General features: G+C 71.1%; 14 protein-coding genes. 8 read left to right on the top strand and 6 right to left on the bottom strand.

Annotation, left to right across the window (positions count from 1 at the left end; translation table 11 throughout):
- Window positions 1-109: 109 nt before the first annotated feature.
- The 5 genes from OO63_RS13720 to hemC all read left to right on the top strand — a co-directional run bounded on the left by OO63_RS13720 (window position 110) and on the right by hemC (window position 6,243).
- Complete coding sequence (locus OO63_RS13720; protein WP_030357382.1) at window positions 110-580, top strand: cation:proton antiporter regulatory subunit; 471 nt, start codon at window positions 110-112, stop codon at window positions 578-580.
- Window positions 581-584: 4 nt separating this feature from the next.
- The gene (locus tag OO63_RS13715; protein ID WP_078619117.1) at window positions 585-1,901 is read left to right on the top strand and encodes a cation:proton antiporter; all 1,317 of its coding nucleotides are present in this window, start codon (window positions 585-587) and stop codon (window positions 1,899-1,901) included.
- 115 nt (window positions 1,902-2,016) lie between these two features.
- Window positions 2,017-3,579: an MFS transporter gene (locus OO63_RS13710; protein WP_234311095.1), complete on the top strand. Its 1,563-nt coding sequence runs from the start codon at window positions 2,017-2,019 to the stop codon at window positions 3,577-3,579.
- A gap of 54 nt (window positions 3,580-3,633) precedes the next feature.
- Window positions 3,634-5,154 (top strand): MFS transporter, encoded by a 1,521-nt coding sequence (locus OO63_RS13705; protein WP_030357385.1) that lies wholly within the window; start codon window positions 3,634-3,636, stop codon window positions 5,152-5,154.
- A gap of 153 nt (window positions 5,155-5,307) precedes the next feature.
- Window positions 5,308-6,243 (top strand): hydroxymethylbilane synthase, encoded by a 936-nt coding sequence (gene hemC, locus OO63_RS13700; protein ID WP_030357386.1) that lies wholly within the window; start codon window positions 5,308-5,310, stop codon window positions 6,241-6,243.
- Here hemC and OO63_RS13695 read toward each other — a convergent pair.
- Genes OO63_RS13695 through OO63_RS13670 form a run of 6 tightly spaced genes read right to left on the bottom strand, consistent with a single transcriptional unit; the run spans window position 6,191 to window position 12,736 of the window.
- Entirely contained in the window at window positions 6,191-7,291 is a 1,101-nt protein-coding gene (locus tag OO63_RS13695; RefSeq protein WP_030357387.1) for an LLM class flavin-dependent oxidoreductase, read from the bottom strand. The genes hemC and OO63_RS13695 overlap by 53 nt on opposite strands.
- On the bottom strand, window positions 7,288-8,169 hold the full coding sequence (locus OO63_RS13690) for a phytanoyl-CoA dioxygenase family protein (protein WP_030357388.1): 882 nt from the start codon (window positions 8,167-8,169) through the stop codon (window positions 7,288-7,290). The genes OO63_RS13695 and OO63_RS13690 overlap by 4 nt, the downstream gene beginning before the upstream one ends.
- 46 nt (window positions 8,170-8,215) lie before the next feature.
- The gene (locus tag OO63_RS13685; protein WP_030357389.1) at window positions 8,216-8,965 is read right to left on the bottom strand and encodes an iron-containing redox enzyme family protein; all 750 of its coding nucleotides are present in this window, start codon (window positions 8,963-8,965) and stop codon (window positions 8,216-8,218) included.
- 18 nt (window positions 8,966-8,983) lie between these two features.
- Complete coding sequence (locus OO63_RS13680; protein ID WP_030357390.1) at window positions 8,984-10,300, bottom strand: ATP-grasp domain-containing protein; 1,317 nt, start codon at window positions 10,298-10,300, stop codon at window positions 8,984-8,986.
- 32 nt (window positions 10,301-10,332) lie between these two features.
- Complete coding sequence (locus OO63_RS13675; protein WP_030357391.1) at window positions 10,333-11,439, bottom strand: DUF1611 domain-containing protein; 1,107 nt, start codon at window positions 11,437-11,439, stop codon at window positions 10,333-10,335.
- A gap of 55 nt (window positions 11,440-11,494) precedes the next feature.
- Window positions 11,495-12,736 (bottom strand): ATP-grasp domain-containing protein, encoded by a 1,242-nt coding sequence (locus OO63_RS13670; RefSeq protein WP_030357392.1) that lies wholly within the window; start codon window positions 12,734-12,736, stop codon window positions 11,495-11,497.
- A 517-nt stretch (window positions 12,737-13,253) separates the two neighbouring features.
- On the opposite strand from OO63_RS13670, the gene OO63_RS13665 reads away from it, so the two are divergent.
- The 3 genes from OO63_RS13665 to hisC all read left to right on the top strand — a co-directional run bounded on the left by OO63_RS13665 (window position 13,254) and on the right by hisC (window position 16,320).
- Window positions 13,254-13,760 carry a flavin reductase gene (locus OO63_RS13665; RefSeq protein WP_030357393.1) on the top strand — a complete coding sequence of 169 codons (507 nt, stop codon included), beginning with the start codon at window positions 13,254-13,256 and terminating at the stop codon, window positions 13,758-13,760.
- A gap of 110 nt (window positions 13,761-13,870) precedes the next feature.
- Complete coding sequence (gene aroA / locus OO63_RS13660) at window positions 13,871-15,220, top strand: 3-phosphoshikimate 1-carboxyvinyltransferase (RefSeq protein WP_051810835.1); 1,350 nt, start codon at window positions 13,871-13,873, stop codon at window positions 15,218-15,220.
- Window positions 15,221-15,231: 11 nt separating this feature from the next.
- Window positions 15,232-16,320: a histidinol-phosphate transaminase gene (hisC, locus tag OO63_RS13655; protein ID WP_051810843.1), complete on the top strand. Its 1,089-nt coding sequence runs from the start codon at window positions 15,232-15,234 to the stop codon at window positions 16,318-16,320.
- The last annotated feature ends 182 nt before the right edge of the window (window positions 16,321-16,502 follow it).

Genomic DNA, 16,502 nt, shown 5'->3' with positions numbered 1-16,502 from the left:
GCCACCCCCAGTCCCGCACCACCAAGTATCAGTAAAATCTGGACCGATAAGGTGGCATGAGCACGAAGTAACCCATGAGCATCAGGGGAGAGCTGTGTCCGCTCCACGTATGAGCCGAACGCCACTGCCAGGCATCGGTACGCGCTACGACCTCACCACCCGCGAACAGCGGCGCTTGTCCGTCGTGGCGCACCGGGACGGGGGCCGGACGCTCAGCGCCTACCGCTCCGACGACCCGGACGCGTGCGCGCTCTCGCTCCGGCTCAGCGCGGGCGAGGCGGCGGCGCTCGTGGACGCGCTCCTTCCGACGCACCAGAGCCCCAACCTGCTGCACACCACCGACCTCGGCCTGCTCGCCGAGCGCATCGAGATCGCGGCGACCTCGCACTGGAACGGCCGCGTCCTCGGCGACACCCGGCTGCGCACCGAGACCGGCACCTCCGTCGTGGCGGTGCTTCGGCGGGCCGACGCCATCCCCTCCCCCACGCCGGACTTCCGGCTCGCGGGCGGCGACACCCTCATCGTGATCGGCACCCGGGAAGGCGTCGAGAGCGCCGCGGCGATACTCGGCCGGGAGTGATCGCGTGCACTCTGCCGTCCTGCTCATAGAGTTCGGCGCGATCATCCTCGCGCTCGGACTGCTCGGCCGCCTCGCCGGGCGCCTGAAGTTCTCCCCGATCCCGCTGTACCTGCTCGCCGGACTGGCCTTCGGGACGGGCGGGCTGCTGCCGCTCGGCACCAGCGAGGAGTTCGTCGCCATCGGCGCCGAGATCGGCGTCATCCTGCTGCTCCTGATGCTCGGCCTCGAATACACGGCCAGCGATCTCGTCACCAACCTCAAGACGCAGTACCCGGCCGGGATCGTGGACTGCGCCCTCAACGCCCTTCCGGGCGCGGCCGCCGCGCTCCTGATGGGCTGGGGCCCGGTGGCGGCCGTCGTCCTCGCCGGCGTCACCTGGATCTCCTCGTCCGGCGTCATCGCCAAGGTCCTCGGCGACCTCGGACGGCTCGGCAACCGCGAGACCCCCGTCATCCTGAGCATCCTCGTCCTCGAGGACCTCGCGATGGCCGTGTATCTGCCCATCATCACCGCGCTCCTCGCGGGCGTCGGCTGGGCCGCGGGCGGCCTCACCCTGGCGATCGCGCTCGGCGCGGCGGGCGCGGTCCTGTTCGTCGCGGTGCGCTACGGCCGGATCATCTCGCGGTTCGTGTCGAGCGACGACCCGGAGAAGCTGCTCCTCGTGGTCCTCGGCCTGACGATCCTGGTCGCGGGCATCGCCCAGCAGCTCCAAGTGTCGGCCGCCGTCGGCGCGTTCCTCGTCGGCATCGCGCTGTCGGGCGAGGCCGCGGAGGGCGCGCACAGTCTGCTCGCGCCGCTGCGTGACCTGTTCGCGGCCATGTTCTTCGTCTTCTTCGGCCTGCACACCGACCCGGCGAGCATCCCGCCGGTGCTCCTGCCCGCCCTCGCGCTCGCCGCGGTCACCGCGTGCACGAAGGTCGCCACCGGGTACTGGGCGGCGCGGCGCGCGGGCATCTCCGTCAAGGGCCGCTGGCGGGCGGGCGGCGCGCTCGTGGCCCGCGGCGAGTTCTCCATCGTCATCGCGGGCCTCGCGGTCACGGCGGGCATCGAGCCCCGCCTGGGCCCGCTCGCCACGGCGTACGTACTGATCCTCGTCGTGGTGGGCCCCCTCACCGCCCGCTACGCGGAACCCGTCGCCGCGCTCGCCGGACGGCTGTCCCGTCGCCAGGATACGGGCGCGTCCGGGACGCCGGCGCCCCTGGAGACCGTCCCCGCCGCGCCGACGGAGACGGAGCCCACCGCACCGGGCCCCGAGGACCCCGAAGCCGTGGGGTCCGTGCCCGTGGAGGAACCCGGCGGCAGCGGGGCGCGCCGCGCCTGACCGCCGATCACGGCCCCGCGCGTGCGGGGCCGTGATCGCCCAGGTCGCGGGGCATGGGCGGGGCGCTTAGCGTGTGACGGGGGTGTCTCTTGACGCGGGGGGTCTGGAGGTCACGATGGACCGCTCGCCCGGCTCCGGCCCCGAGGGCATACCGGAAGGCATTCCGCAGCCGCTGTCGCAGCCGGCGCCCGCCGCCGACACCCCTCCCCCGCCTCCGGCCGCCCACCACACCGGCGGCAAGCACGAGCACCGCTGGCTGATCCTCGCGGTCATCGCCACCGCACAGCTCATGGTGGTCCTGGACGCGACGATCGTGAACATCGCGCTGCCGTCCGCGCAGCAGGACCTGGGCTTCACCGACGGCAACCGGCAGTGGGTCGTCACCGCGTACGCGCTCGCGTTCGGCAGCCTGCTGCTGCTCGGCGGGCGCATCGCGGACCTGGTGGGCCGCAAGGCGGTCTTCCTCGCGGGCCTCGCCGGGTTCGCGCTGGCCTCCGCGCTCGGCGGCGCCGCCACCAGCTTCGGCATGCTGGTGATCGCCCGGGCGCTGCAGGGCCTGTTCGGCGCGCTCCTCGCGCCCGCCGCGCTCTCCCTGCTCAGCACCACGTTCACGGACCCGCGCGAGCGCGCGAAGGCGTTCGGCATCTACGGCGCCGTCGCGGGCTCCGGCGCCGCGGTCGGGCTGCTCCTCGGCGGCGTGCTCACGGAGTACCTGGACTGGCGCTGGTGCCTGTACGTGAACCTCGCCTTCGCCCTGGCCGCGATGATCGGCGGCTGGCGCCTGCTGCACCCGGGGGCGCCCGCGGACCGGCCCAAACTCGACGTGCCGGGCACGCTGTTGGTGTCGGCCGGTCTGTTCTGCATCGTCTACGGCTTCGCCAACGCCGAGACGCACGACTGGGGCGACCCGCTGACGTGGGGGTTCCTCATCATCGGCGTCGTACTCGTGGCGGCCTTCGCCTGGTGGCAGACACGGGCCTCGCATCCGCTGCTTCCCCTCAGGGTGGTGCTCGACCGGGACCGGGGCGCGTCGTTCCTCGCGATGTTCATCTCCGGCGCGGGCATGTTCGGCGTGTTCCTCTTCCTGACGTACTACATGCAGCAGATCCTCGGCTACACGCCCGTCAAGACCGGGCTCGCCTTCATCCCGATGGTCGTGGTGATGGTCGTGATCTCCGTCCTGACCACCAACGTCCTCGTGCCGCGCTTCGGGCCGAAACCCGTCGTGCCGCTCGGCATGCTGCTCTCGGCGTGCGGCATGGTGTGGCTGACGACGCTCGACACCAGCAGTGGTTACGCCCTGCACGTCCTTCCGCCGCTGCTCGTCTTCGGGTTCGGGCTCGGCCTCATCTTCGCCCCTGCGATGAGCATGGCCACCTCGGGCGTCGCCGCGCACGACGCGGGCGTGGCGTCCGCGATGGTCAACACCACCCAGCAGGTGGGCGGTTCCATCGGCACGGCGCTCCTGAACACCCTCGCCACCAGCGCCGCCGCCAACTACCTCGTCGGCAAGCGCCCGACGCCCGAGGTGCAGGCCCAGGCCCAGGTGCAGAGCTACGAGACGGCGTACTGGTGGTCGGCCCTCTTCTTCGCCGTCGGCTTCCTCGTTACGTTCGTGCTGTACCGCAAGGGGCGGCCCGCCGACAGTCACCTCGGCGAGGGCGCCGTGCACATGTAGGCCGCGCGTCCCGGCACGGAACCCTCGTACGAAGGACAGGAGGGCGGTGGGTCCATGACGGCGTCCCCCGGCGGCGAACACGCTCCGGGCGGCGACGGCGGGGTCGCCCTCGCGTCGACGCGCGGACGGTGGGTCCTGACCAGCGCGGTGCTCGCCTCCGGGATGGCGATGCTGGACGGCACCGTCGTGAACGTCGCGCTTCCCACCCTCGGCCGTGACCTCGACGCGTCGATCTCCGCGCTCCAGTGGGTCGTCAACGCCTACATGCTCACGCTGTCCGCGCTGCTCCTGCTCGGCGGGGCCCTCGGCGACCGGATCGGGCGGCGGCGCACGCTCGTCATCGGCGTGGTGTGGTTCGCCCTCGCGTCCGCGCTGTGCGGCCTCGCGCAGGACGCGGGCACCCTCATCGCCGCGCGCGCCCTCCAAGGTGTGGGCGGCGCGCTGCTCACCCCGGGCTCGCTGGCGTTGGTGCGCTCCTCGTTCCGGCCGCGCGACCAGGCCAAGGCGGTGGGCGCGTGGTCCGGGCTCGGTGGGGTCGCGGGGGCGGTCGGTCCCTTCCTCGGCGGCTGGCTGATCGACGGCCCCGGCTGGCGGTGGATCTTCCTCATCAACGTGCCGCTGGCCGCACTGGTGCTCTTCGCGGTGCGGCACGTGCCGGAGAGCCGCGACGAGAGTGCCGCGGGGCAGCGCTTCGACGTGCCGGGCGCGGTGCTCGCGGCGCTGTTCCTGGCGGGGGTGAGCTTCGCGCTGATCGGCGCGTCCGGCGACTCCTCGTTCCTCGCCGGGGTCCTTCCAGGGCTCGTCGGGCTGGCGGCGGGCGCGGTGTTCCTGCTGGTCGAGCACCGGCGCCGGGACCCGATGCTGCCCCTGGAACTGTTCCGCTCCGGCCTGTTCTCCGCGGCCAACGTCATGACGCTGTGCCTGTACGCGGCCATCGGCGGCATCCTGTTCATGCTGCCCGTGCAGTTGCAGACGACGCTGGGCTACGACGCCCTCCAGGCCGGTACGGCGACGCTGCCCATCACCGTCCTGATGCTGCTCCTCTCGGCCCCCGCGGGCGACCTGGCCCGGCGGCTCGGCCCGCGCCTGCCGCTGTGCGCGGGCCCGCTGATCGCCGCCGCGGGCGTCCTGCTGATGCTGCGGATCGGCCCCGGATCCTCCTACGCCGCCGATGTGCTGCCCGCCGTGGTCGTGCTCGGCCTCGGCATGAGCGTGTTCGTGGCCCCGCTCACGGCGACGGTGCTCGCGTCGGTCGACGCGGGCCGCGCCGGACTCGCCAGCGGCGTGAACAACACGGCGGCCCGCATCGCCCAGCTCCTCGTGGTCGCCGCGCTGCCGCTCGCGGTCGGCCTGACCGGCACGGCGTACACCGATCCTGACGCCCTCGACTCCGCGTTCGGGAAGGCGGCCTGGGGCTGCGCCGGTCTCTTCGTCCTCGCGGCCGCCGCGGGCTTCGCGTTCATCCGGCCGCGCCCCGCGGACTGGCACGAGGACGAGGGCAACACCCCGCACTGCACGGCCAACATGTCGGTGACGTCGCCCCCGCTGGAACCGGGCGAGTGCGGGCGGTCCTGACGACGGCGGACACGCAGGTCGGCGGCCGGTCCGGGGCGCGTCCGACGGATTGTCCCAGCTGCCCACCGCGCACATCAACAGCTCGGCCGCGTAACCCAGTTGGCGCAGGGTCCGATGCGGGTCGGCCGCCGCTCAGGGCCTATGGTGTACGCCATGTCCGCTCCCGAGCTGATCCGCATCGTCTCCCGCTCGTCCCCCATGGCCCTCGCCCAGGTCGAGCGGGTGCGCGCCGAACTCGCCGCCCGCCACCCCGGCATCCGTACCGAGGTCCTGCCCGTGACCACCTCCGGCGACCGCTGGATGGGCGACCTGGCCAAGCTCGGCGGGAAGGGCGCGTTCACCAAGGAGGTCGACGCGGCGCTGCTCGCCGGTGAGGCGGACCTCGCGGTGCACTGCGTCAAGGACGTACCGGCGGACCGGCCGCTGCCCGCGGGCACGACGTTCGCGGCGTTCCTGCGGCGCGACGACATCCGGGACGCGCTCATCCACCCCAAGGGCCTGACCCTCGACGAGCTGCCCTTGGGCACCCGCATCGGCACGTCGTCGGTGCGCCGCATCGCGCAGCTCTCCGCGTCCCACCCGCACCTGGACTGCGTACCGATGCGCGGCAACGCGGGCCGCCGCCTGGCGAAGCTCGCCGCCGGGGACGCGGACGCGCTGCTGCTCGCGGTGGCGGGACTCGAACGCATCGGCGCGACGGAGCACATCTCCGAGGTCCTGTCCGTCGAGACGATGTGCCCGCCCATCGGCGCCGGGATCCTCGCCCTGCAGTGCCGCGAGGACGACACGACGACCATCGACGCGGTGAGCGGCCTCGGCGACCGTGACGCCTGGCGCGAGGCCACCGCCGAGCGCATGTTCCTGCACGTGCTCCAGGGCCACTGCAACTCGCCGATCGCCGGCTACGCCCGCAGCGAGCCGAGCGGTGACCTGTCCCTGCGCGCCCGGGTGTTCACGCCCGACGGCAAGACGGTCCTGAACGCCCACGAATGGGCCGGGCCGCTGGACCCGGCGACCCTCGGCACGTCCGTGGCGGTCACCCTGCTGCGGCAGGGTGCGCGCGAGCTGATCGACTCGATCGCCCACTGACGGCGCGTTCGTGCTGACGCAGCAGCGGCAGCACACGGGTGAAGAAGATCCGCATCTCGTCCCGGGTGGGCCAGCCGGAGAAGATGAACTCGCTGATCCCGGCCTCCTTGTACGCGTAGAGATACGCCGCGACTTCCTCGTAACTGCCCACCACGCACAGGGCGGGACCGCCGCGGTAGGCCACGGCGCCGGAGAACAGCATGGGGGACAGCCAGTCGGATTCCGTTGATTCAGCGAGCTGGAACGAGGTGTTCACGGCCACGGAATCGGACGCGGCCACGGCAGCCGCGATCCGTTTCCGGTGCTCCTCGTCGGGATCGCGCATCATGTCGGCGAGATCCGCGAGCGCCTGCGCCCGGGTCTCCCGCGCCAGCACGTGCATGCGCGTTCCCACCCAGCCGCCCCGCGCGAGGACGGGCTTCGCCGCCGCGGCGAGACCCTCGGGGGTGTCGCCGTACCGCAGCCAGCAGTCGCCGTGTTCCACGGCGGTCTGCTGCGCCACCGCGGACGCCCCGCTGATGTAGATCTCGGGCCGGCCTCCGCCCTTGTACCCCAGGCCGACCTGCGCGTCCTTGATGCGGTAGTGGTCGCCCTCGTAGGACAGCGGGGTCTCACCGCGCCAGAACCGGTGGAGGATGTCCAGGAACTCGTTGGAGCGCGCGTAGCGCTCGTCGTGGGCGAGGAAGTCTCCGTAGTACGCCTGCTCGGCCGGGGAGGTGCCGGCGACCAGGTTGAGGGATATCCGTCCGTCCGACATCCACGAGACCGTGTTGACCACCTGGGCGAAGAGCGTCGGCGGGAGCAGTCCGGGGCGGTAGGCGAGGAGGAACTTGACGCGTTCGGTCTCCCGGACCAGGGCGCCGAGCATCGGGAGCGGATCGGGCATGTGGAAGCCGATCCCCATGAGGAGCGAGTCGACGCCCAGGCGGTCCGCCTCCTGTGCGAAGTCGACGATCCCGTCGAAGTCCAGCTCGCCGACCCGGTACTTGCCCGACGCCTTCTGCTGCCCGCTGAGCGGCGAGTTCCAGTGCACTCGCAGCTCTGTCACGTCGCATCCTCCGGCGTCGCGTACCCCGTGGCCGCCGCGGTCGACGTGTCGTGGGCACCCTCCTGGAGCTGGAAGAGCGAGCCGAAGGGGCGCTCCGCGAGCGGGAGGCGCCACGCCCCGGCTTCGACCCGTGCCGTGTCCGACACGCTGCCGCGCAGGAGTTTCACTCCGGGCTCGTTGTGGCCCGCGTGCGCACCGAAGTGGATCGGGAAGGCGTCAGCCGCCCGGTAGGCCGGCAGGTAGGCGCGGCGGTACCGGTCGGAGCGGTTCGGCGACGAGTAGTGCAGGAGCAGGCAGTGGATGAAGATCACGCTGCCGGCGGGCGCCTCGATGGACACGGCGAGCGCCGGGTCGGGGGCGTCGGCGCCCGCGACCTTGCCGCGGAAGTAGCCGTCGACGTAGTGGTCGGCGAGGCCGCGCCGGTGGGAGCCGGGGACGGCCTGGAGTGCGGAGTTCTCGGTGGTGGTGTCGTCCAGGTAGACGAGGGCCGTCACCAGGTCGGTGTTGGTGTGGGGGTAGTAGGAGAAGTCCTGGTGCCAGTCCACGACACTGCCCACGTGCGGGGCCTTGAGGTGGAGCTTGCTGTAGTGGAAGAGGATGTCGGGGCCGATGAGCGCCTCGATGTGGTCGAGCAGCCGGGGGTGGGCGGCGGCGCGCTCGAACGCGGAGTGCTGTTTGGTGGGCGACCAGATCCGGCGGGCGATGCCGTTGTCGCCCGGCTCGACCTCGGCGACGGAGCCGAGGTCGGGGACGTCCAGGATCTCCGTGACGGCGGTGTTGAGCTCGGCTACTTCACTCGGGTCGAAGAGGCGCTCGACGACCGCGAAGCCGTTCTCGCGGTACTCCTTGACGAGCGCGTCCATGTCGCGTGCGGACATGCGCGGGGTTCCTCTCTGCTGAGCGGTGCGGGCCGGAAGGTGCGGGTCACACGGCCGATGCGGCGTGCCGGGCGACGGTGTCCTCGTAGATCTCCCGGAAGAACATCGCGAGGATGTCCTGGACGTCGTCGATGTACTTGAACACCTGCTGGAAGTCCTCCTCGCTGAAGATCAGCTGGCGGAGGATGTCCCACATCTCCTGCGAGTGGTCCTCGGTGCTGTCGACGTGGAGGTGGGCGGCCTGCCCCTTGACGTTCTCCTTGCCGAGGCGCTTCTGGAGGTTGTCGACGATGGCCGGCTGGAGCTTGATCTGGGTGTACTCCACCAGGTAGTTGGAGACGACCGGGGCGAGGGCCGACTCGTGTTCCAGGGCGTAGTAGAAGAAGCCCTCGAAGAGGCGGGTGGAGAGGTAGGGCTCGGTGGCGAGGATCTCCTCCTCGGTGACGCCGGCGGCCGCGGCGTCGCTGATGTACAGCTTGTCGTGGAGCATCTCGTCGGCCTGGTACTGCGCGTAGTCGCGGGCGGCCCTGGGCGCGACCTGGGCGATCTTGTAGATGGCCTTGGACTGGCTGACCCGGGAGAGGCGGATCCGCCACACGTGTTCGATGAGGGTGCGGCGGTAGTACGCCTGGTGGAGTTCGGGCTCGGTCAGGTGGGAGGCGAAGGGAACGGTGGCCTTCCACTCCGCCATCTTCTTGTCCAGGTAGCGGTCGAGCTCGGCCTTCTTCAGACGGCTCTGCTCCTCGTCGTAGAACGGCTTCGGGTGGGTGATCCCGGTGCTCCGCACACGGTTCATGGTGGTTCTCCTTCTGGGTCAGCGGTAGCGGACGTGGAAGTGGTCCGTCGCGTGTCGGTCGAGGAAGTCGGTCTCGGCGTCCAGGCGGTCGGAGTCGGCGTCCCAGAGGGCGTCCATCAGGCAGATCCCCCGGTCGGACGCCTCGAGTTCGGTTCCCTCCGCCACATGGACCCGCAGGATCCGGGGCGGGCGGGTGGGCGGCTCGAAGCGGATCGCGTCGACGGTCCGCCCCTTCTCGCCGTACTTGCTGAGGAACACGGTCGCCCGGGTGGGCGCGCCGGTGCGCAGGGCCTCCAGCTGGGAGGCGTGGGCGAGCCGGTCGTGGAAGGCGTCCCGCGCGTCGTCGGGGAGCAGCAGGGACTCGGTCCACAGGTCGAGGAGGGAGTGCCCGGTGACGGTCTGGACGCTGGCGTTGATGAGGCTGCCGCCCATGCGGGGGTTGATCTCGATGATCTCCCAGCGCTTCCTCGACTCCCAGTACTTGACCTCGACATGGAAGGCGCCGTCGGTCAGACCGTGCCCCGCGAGGGCGGCGAGGCAGCGGGTGACGTGGTCGGATCCCTCCAGGACGAGGTCACGGCCGAGGCTCACGGGCGGGCTGACCGACATCCCCTCCAGGACGGTCCGCTCCAAGCGTTCCACCCGGGCCTTCTCGTGGACGCACAGGTGGTGGACCCGGCCGTCGAGGAGGAACGTCTCGAAGCTGAACTCGGGTCCCTCGACGTACTCCTCGACCAGGAAGTCGTACCGGTCCATGAAGATCGCCTTCATGCGCCGGTCGGCGCGCATCTGTTCCTGGATCGCGGGCAGGTCGGCCAGGTCCTCGACGTCGTCCAGGACGAAGGTCGCGAAGGACGAGGCACCGCGCACCGGCTTCACGAACCAGCGTGCGGAGGCGTCGAGTTCGGGGGGCGAGCCCGGGGTGATCCGGTGGACGCGGACGTCGCTCAGTTTCTCGGCGAAGAGGTGGCGGCGCAGTGCGTACTTGTCGAGGCAGAGGCGCAGCGCGGGTTCGGCGCAGTCGCGCGCGCCGAGCCGGTCGTTGAGTTCGGCCATCAGGAGCCGGTAGCCCTCGAAGGTGGCGAGGGCGGCCTCGACGCGGTAGCCACGGTCGGCGAGTTCGCGCACGGCCTTCTCGACGTCGCCGGAGTGCAGTTCGGGTTCCTCGGTGACCACGCAGTCCGCCAGGTGGCGGCGGCTCGCCTCCAGGGCCTCCGGCAGCTCCGGCCGGGAGCTGAGGGCGACCAGGGTCAGGCCGAGCCCGGTGGTGGCCGCGGCGACCTCCTCGGTGTACGACTTGCCCTGGTGCATGAGGAGCAGGATCGCTTTCTTCATGGGTGCATCTCCTCCAAGTCCCGGGTCTGCCGTCATCGCTGGCGGACCAGCTGCCGGTCCGCGGTCCGCTGCCGGTGGGCGCGCAGGATGTCCACGAGCCGGGCGGCGCCGCCCTCGCGGACCGGGTCGACGACGGGCAGTCCGGTGTCGGCCTCCAGCTTCTCGGCCTCCCGGCGGTAGTCCTCCTCGCTGAAGCCGACGCTGTTCACGCTGACGGCGGCGACCTCGGCGGGCCGTTCGAAGACGGTGAGCTCCTCGTTCATGCGGATGAGCTCGGGGATGGGGATGATGGGCGTCTCCCAGACCTTGGTCCGCTCGGCGCCGAGGCGATGGCAGAAGACCAGGGCGTGCGGCAGGGCACCGTGGAGGATGGCGAGGGCGACGCCGCTGAACCCGATGTGGTTGAGGGAGCCCTGGCCCTCGACGACGACCCACTCGTTGCCGGCGGCGGCCTCCATGACGACGTGCTCGACCGCGCCGGCCATGAAGTCGCCGGGTACGCCGTCGACCGCGATGCCGTGTCCGGAGATCAGCATGCCGGTCTGGCCGGTGGCGGCGAAGCCGGTGGGGGTGCCGGTGCGGTTGGCCTCGTGCCAGATCTGCAGGGCGGCGGTCTTCTTGCCGATGTTGGAGTCGCTGCCGCACGTGTGGATGACCCAGGTGTCCAGGTCCAGGACGCGGGCCCGGTTGAGCGGCACCGTCGGGGAGTCCTTGGTCTCCCACACGGTGACGCCCTGCGCGCGGACGGCGCGGGCGATGTCCGGGTCGTCGGTGAGGCGGTAGTGGATCGAGTTGATCAGGTGGAGTCCGTTGCGGACGGCCGCGAGGAGGTGCGGCTTCCATCCCGAGGGCAGTTCGGCGGAGTGCAGTCCCTTGCCGATGACCATGACCTCGGGGCGCAGGGGCAGCACGTGCTCGACGCGGCCGACGATCGGGATCGCGCCGCCGTAGCCGAGGACGTCCTGGACGGTGTGGCCGGCCTTGCGGCTGTCGATCACGGCGACGCAGCGGTCGCCGCGGTAGCGGATCAGCGAGGCGGCGATCTTGCTCGTGAAGAGTCCGAAGCACCCTTCGGCGAACAGTACGAAGTTCTTGTCGACCAGCTCCGCGTGGTTCAACTGATCCACGTCTTCCTCCATGGACTCGACGGTCGGATTGCCGTTGGCACGAGTGGCACGAGATGGTTCGGGCGCCCTACGCGACGGGCTCGGTCGTCAGGCGGTACCGCGCCCGCGCCTGGCGCACAGCCCGCTCGATCTGCTCCTGGGTGCCGCCCCGGAACAGGAAGCGGCCGCCTTGGAGCGTGGCGTACGAACCGGGCCGGGAGACCAGGACCTCACCCGCCCTCGGCACCAACTCGCGGTACACATACGGCACGTCACCCAGCAGCGAGGTGGCCGCGGTGACCCGCTGGGGCAGCGGCCTCGGCCCCGGGACGATCAGCCAGCCGCCGCCGAGATCCGGGTCGGTGACCGGCGGCTCCACCGGGCGGCCGAGCAGCACGTCGACCCACAGCCGGAAGAGGTTCACGCCATGGACGTCGTGGATGACGTACGGCACCTCGGCGCCCGGCACCCGCGCCCCGACCTCCAGGAACACCAGCTCGTCGCCGGTGTCGAAGAGTTCGAGGTGGAAGGCGGAGCCGCGCAGACCGAGCGCGGTCAGGCACTTGAGGGCGAAGTCCTCGCAGCGGCCGCGCACCGCGGGGTCCGTCTGGAGGACCGAGCCGAGCGGTTCGCCCTGGAGCTCGAAGTCCAGGCAGGTGGAGACGTAGCGCGAGGTGCACAGGAACAGCGGTTTGCCCCCGGCGTCCAGGACGCCGTCGACGTGCAGGATCTCGCCCCGTACGAACTCCTCGACCTCGAGGTCGTGCAGGCTCCGTTCGGCGCACAGGGCCCGCAGTTCCCCGGCCGAGGCGATCTCGCGCACGCCCTGGCTCGACGCCCCGCGCACCGGCTTGACGATCACGGGGTAGCCGAACTCCTCGGCAGCCGCGAGCATCTGGGCCTCGGTGCGGCAGGGTGCCCAGCGCGGCACGCGGAGGCCGGCCCGCGACACCGTCTCCTTCATGACGGTCTTGTCGCGGAAGCGGGAGGTCTCCTCAGGGGTCGCGCCCGGGACGCGGTACCGCTCGCGCAGGGTCGCCGCGAGGTCGAGAAGCATCTCGGAGAAGCCGATGACGTGGTCGAACGGGCCTTCGTCGCGAACGACGGCGTCGACGAGCGCGAGGACGGCATCCAGGTCGCCGAAGTCCCGTACGACGTGGACCCGTTCGGCGTCGGCGGGCACTCCGGCGCGGCCGCCCTCGTCGCACACGTACGTGACGCGGTCGGTCTCCGGGTCGAAGACGATCTCGGGAGCGGCGAGGCGGTTCTCCCAGCGCCGCTCGTCCTCGTACAAGGGCCAGCGGTTCAAGTACAGGATGGCGCCGGACATGGATGTGTCCTCACGGTTCACAGGATGCAGGGACGTGACCGGCCGGGCGGCCGGTTGACGGCGGCAGCGACGGCGGGCCTTTCGGAACCGAAGAATGAACCCGGACCTGAATACCGGGAACGGTCCCCCACGCGTTCTTCGCGCTGCCTCAGCCTGGCATGGGTCCGGCTCGGCCAGAATAGGACCTAAGTCCCAACGCCCCCGGCAGCAGGTGCTTCGGGCCCGCGAAGACCCGCTGCCGGCCGAGAGCGCGACAGGGTCCGGAACGCCGTGCGGGAAACGCCATGGGCAGATGGACCTATTGCCCGCGCAGCGCCCGGGACACAAAATTCTTGTCGCGCCCCCACCGCCGGAGGCGACTATTCCCGAACTGCCGCCCGACAGCGAAGCGGCAAGCGGTGGGATGACATGTTCTCGCTCCGCGGATATCGCCACTGCCGCGCGCAACGGGGACACGGCCCTGCGACTGGGCTTCGAAACCGGACGGAAATTCCGCGGGACAGGTGGTGGTGCTGCCGTGACGCAGCAGAGGACAGAGACGGTACGGCGGGCGAGTTCGGAGGACTTCCGGGACGCGATGGCCCGGTTCGCGGCCGGGGTCGTGGTGGTGACGACTCTGGGCGACGGCGGCTCGCCGCGCGGCTTCACGGCGAGTTCCTTCTGTTCGGTTTCGCTGCGTCCGCCGCTGGTCCTGGTCTGTCTGGCGAAGTCGGCCGACTCCTTCGCGACGTTCGCCTCCTGCGGGCGCTTCGCGGTGAGTGTGCTCGGTCCCGAACACCGGCCGCTGGCCGAGCGGTTCGCGACCAAGGGCGCCGACAAGTTCGCAGCGGACGGCCTGTCCCGTACGCCCGGCGGACTACCGGCGGTGGCGGGCGCGCTGGTCGAGCTGGACTGCGACATGTACGCCCGGCACCCGGCCGGTGACCACACGATCCTGATCGGGCGGGTATCGGGCGCGCGCCTGAGTGAGGGCGCGGGGACCCCCATGGTCTATTACGAGAGGTCCTTCCGGTTCCTGGCCTGAGGGAAACACACCATGGGCAATTGGGCCTATTGCCCGCGCAGTGCGCGGGACACAGAATTCATACCGCGCCCCCACCGTCGGGCGAATGATGGGAAACGGGAGATACGAGGATGCTGCTGCAGGTTGATCCGGTCGATTCCTTTTCCGGAACGTTCCGCGTCCCTTCTTCGAAACCGGAGACGCAACGGGCAATTCTTACCGGCACACTGGCCGATGGCACGTCACGGGTTTTCAACGATCTCCGCTGCGACGAGACGGAGACCATGAAGAACGCCTGCCGCGCCTTCGGCGCCAAGATAGTCGAGCACGAGGGATTCCTGGAGATCCAGGGCATCGGGCAGTCGTTCCCGCACGTCCAGCGCGTCATCCGGGCCCACGGCTCGGGTCTGGTGTTCCGCATCGTGACGGCGCTGGCCTCCGTACAGCCGTCTCCGGTCGTGGTGACGGGCGACGCGACCCTGCGCAACCGCGTGATGGAGCCCCTGCTGCAGGCGCTGCGCGAGCTCGGCGCGGACATCGAGTCGATCGTCAGCGAGAACAAGGCCCCGGTCGTCAACTGGGGACGCGGCCTGAAGGGCGGCACGTGCCGGCTGCCGGGCGACATCAGCTCGCAGTTCATCACCGCCATCCTGTTCGCCGCGCCGCTCGCCGAAGGACCGGTGGAGATCGAGGTGACGGGCGAGGTCTACTCCCCGTCGTACATCCGGCAGACGCTGGCGAGCCTGACCGACGCGGGCATCAAGGTCTCCGCGTCAGAGGACCTGCGGCACTTCCAGGTGGAGCCCTCCTCCTACCAGGCCCAGGACGTCACCACGCGCGAGGACTACACCTCGGCCTCGTACCTGCTGGCCGCCGCCGCGCTCTTCCCGGGCCGGACCGTCCTGACGAACGTGTACGGCGACAGCATGCAGGGCGAGTTCGCGATCGTCCCGATCCTGGAGCGCCTCGGAGTGAGCGTCACCTTCGACCGGGCCACCTCGTCGCTGACCGTCGACAACCCGCCGGGCAGCCTGTGCGGCGACTTCGAGGTGGACGCGCGGGACTGCCCGAACATCGTGCCCACGCTCGCCGCCCTCGGGGCGTACGTGCGGGGCAGCCTGCGGGTGACCGGCGGCCGTCTCACCCGCTTCCACAAGGCGTCCCGCATCGAAGCCATGGCCGCCGAACTGACGCGCGCGGGCGTGGACATCGAGGTCCTGTACGACGACGGGATCTGCGACGGCTTCGAGGTCCGCGGCGCGCGGACGTACCCCGGCGGAGTGACGCTGTCCAGCTGGGGCGACCACCGCATCTTCATGTCGCTGTTCGTGGCGGGCCTGCGGATGCGGTCCGCCAACCGGTTCTCCGGCTTCGAGGACGTCCGGCTGTCCTTCCCCACGTTCCTGGAGGAGTTCGCCAGGGCGGGAGTGCGGACGGCTGCCGTGGAGGAGGAGAACGCACCCGCCGAGACCGTCGGCTGACCGTGGCAGAGGTGTCGGCGCGCGGGCCGGATCTCCCGCCCGCGCGCCCCGTCCGGTTGCGCGCCGACGTCTCCGGGCTGCCGCGCTACGTCCCCGGCCGCGCCGCCCCCAGCGACCTGGTGGACAAGCTGTCGTCGAACGAGAACCCCTACCCTCCGCTGCCGTCGGTCGTCGCCGCCGTGCGCGCGGAGCTGGAGCGCGTCAACCGCTATCCCGATCCGGCGAGCGGCGAGCTGGTCGCGGAGCTGTCGTCCGCTCTCGCGGTGCCCCGGGAGCACCTCGTGCCCGGCACCGGATCTCTCGGGGTCACCAGGGACCTGTTGCGCGCCGCGGCCGGCGACGGGGACGAAGTCCTCTTCGCCTGGCGGTCGTTCGAGGCGTACCCGCTGCTCGTCTGGGGCACGGGGGCGACTTCGGTGCGGGTTCCGCTGCGTGACGAGCGGCACGACCTGGAGGCCATGGCCGACGCGGTGACCGACCGGACCCGTCTGATCCTCGTGTGCAACCCCAACAATCCGACCGGCACGGCCGTGCGCCGCGCTGAGCTCAGGTGTTTCCTCGACCGGGTGCCGGGTCACGTCCTCGTGGTGCTCGACGAGGCGTACCGCGAGTTCGTCGACGACAGGGACGTGCCCGACGGCATCGTGCTCCACCGCGACCGCCCCAACGTCGCCGTGCTGCGCACCTTCTCCAAGGCGTACGGCCTTGCGCGACTGCGCGTCGGGTACGCGGTCGCACATCCGCCGGTCGCGGCCGCGCTGCGGGCCTGCGCCGTGCCGTTCGGCGTCAGCGGACTCGCCCAGGCCGCCGCGCGGGCCTCGCTGAACGCGGGATCCGAGCTCCTTGAGCGGGTACGCACCCTGGTGGCCGAGCGCGCCCGGGTCACCCGCGCCCTGCGGGCCGCGGCCCTGGACATCCCCGACAGCCAGGCCAACTTCGTCTGGCTGCGCCTCGGTTCGCAGACACCGGCGTTCGCCGACGCGTGCGCGGCGGCGGGAGTCATGGTGCGGCCCTTCGGTGACGAGGGGGTGCGGATCACCATCGGCACTCCCGAGGAGAACGACCGTCTGCTGCGGATCGTGGGCGACTGGCGGGTGTGAGGCGGCCGGATTCCGGAATTCTGTCGACGACGCTGGACGGACCCTGGAATTCCGTCGACGACGCTGGACGGACCCTGGAATTCCGCCAACACCTTTTTGACGGACCCCCGAATTCCGTCACCACTCCCCCGTCGCACCAGGCATGATCATGGCCAATTCACGACCTTCGCCGATGTCTCCTT

The organism is Streptomyces alboflavus, assembly GCF_000716675.1.
Lineage (GTDB): Bacteria > Actinomycetota > Actinomycetes > Streptomycetales > Streptomycetaceae > Streptomyces > Streptomyces alboflavus.
This window is presented reverse-complemented; position numbering and strand designations above follow the sequence as displayed.

Excerpts from the sequence above, each read along its gene's own strand:
- OO63_RS13680 (WP_030357390.1), bottom strand. The coding sequence starts at position 10,300 with ATGAAGAAAGCGATCCTGCTCCTCATGCACCAGGGCAAGTCGTACACC.
- OO63_RS13685 (WP_030357389.1), bottom strand. The coding sequence starts at position 8,965 with ATGAACCGTGTGCGGAGCACCGGGATCACCCACCCGAAGCCGTTCTAC.
- OO63_RS13720 (WP_030357382.1), top strand. The coding sequence starts at position 110 with ATGAGCCGAACGCCACTGCCAGGCATCGGTACGCGCTACGACCTCACC.
- aroA (WP_051810835.1), top strand. The coding sequence starts at position 13,871 with ATGCTGCTGCAGGTTGATCCGGTCGATTCCTTTTCCGGAACGTTCCGC.
- OO63_RS13705 (WP_030357385.1), top strand. The coding sequence starts at position 3,634 with ATGACGGCGTCCCCCGGCGGCGAACACGCTCCGGGCGGCGACGGCGGG.
- OO63_RS13675 (WP_030357391.1), bottom strand. The coding sequence starts at position 11,439 with ATGGAGGAAGACGTGGATCAGTTGAACCACGCGGAGCTGGTCGACAAG.
- OO63_RS13710 (WP_234311095.1), top strand. The coding sequence starts at position 2,017 with ATGGACCGCTCGCCCGGCTCCGGCCCCGAGGGCATACCGGAAGGCATT.
- OO63_RS13670 (WP_030357392.1), bottom strand. The coding sequence starts at position 12,736 with ATGTCCGGCGCCATCCTGTACTTGAACCGCTGGCCCTTGTACGAGGAC.
- OO63_RS13690 (WP_030357388.1), bottom strand. The coding sequence starts at position 8,169 with ATGTCCGCACGCGACATGGACGCGCTCGTCAAGGAGTACCGCGAGAAC.
- hemC (WP_030357386.1), top strand. The coding sequence starts at position 5,308 with ATGTCCGCTCCCGAGCTGATCCGCATCGTCTCCCGCTCGTCCCCCATG.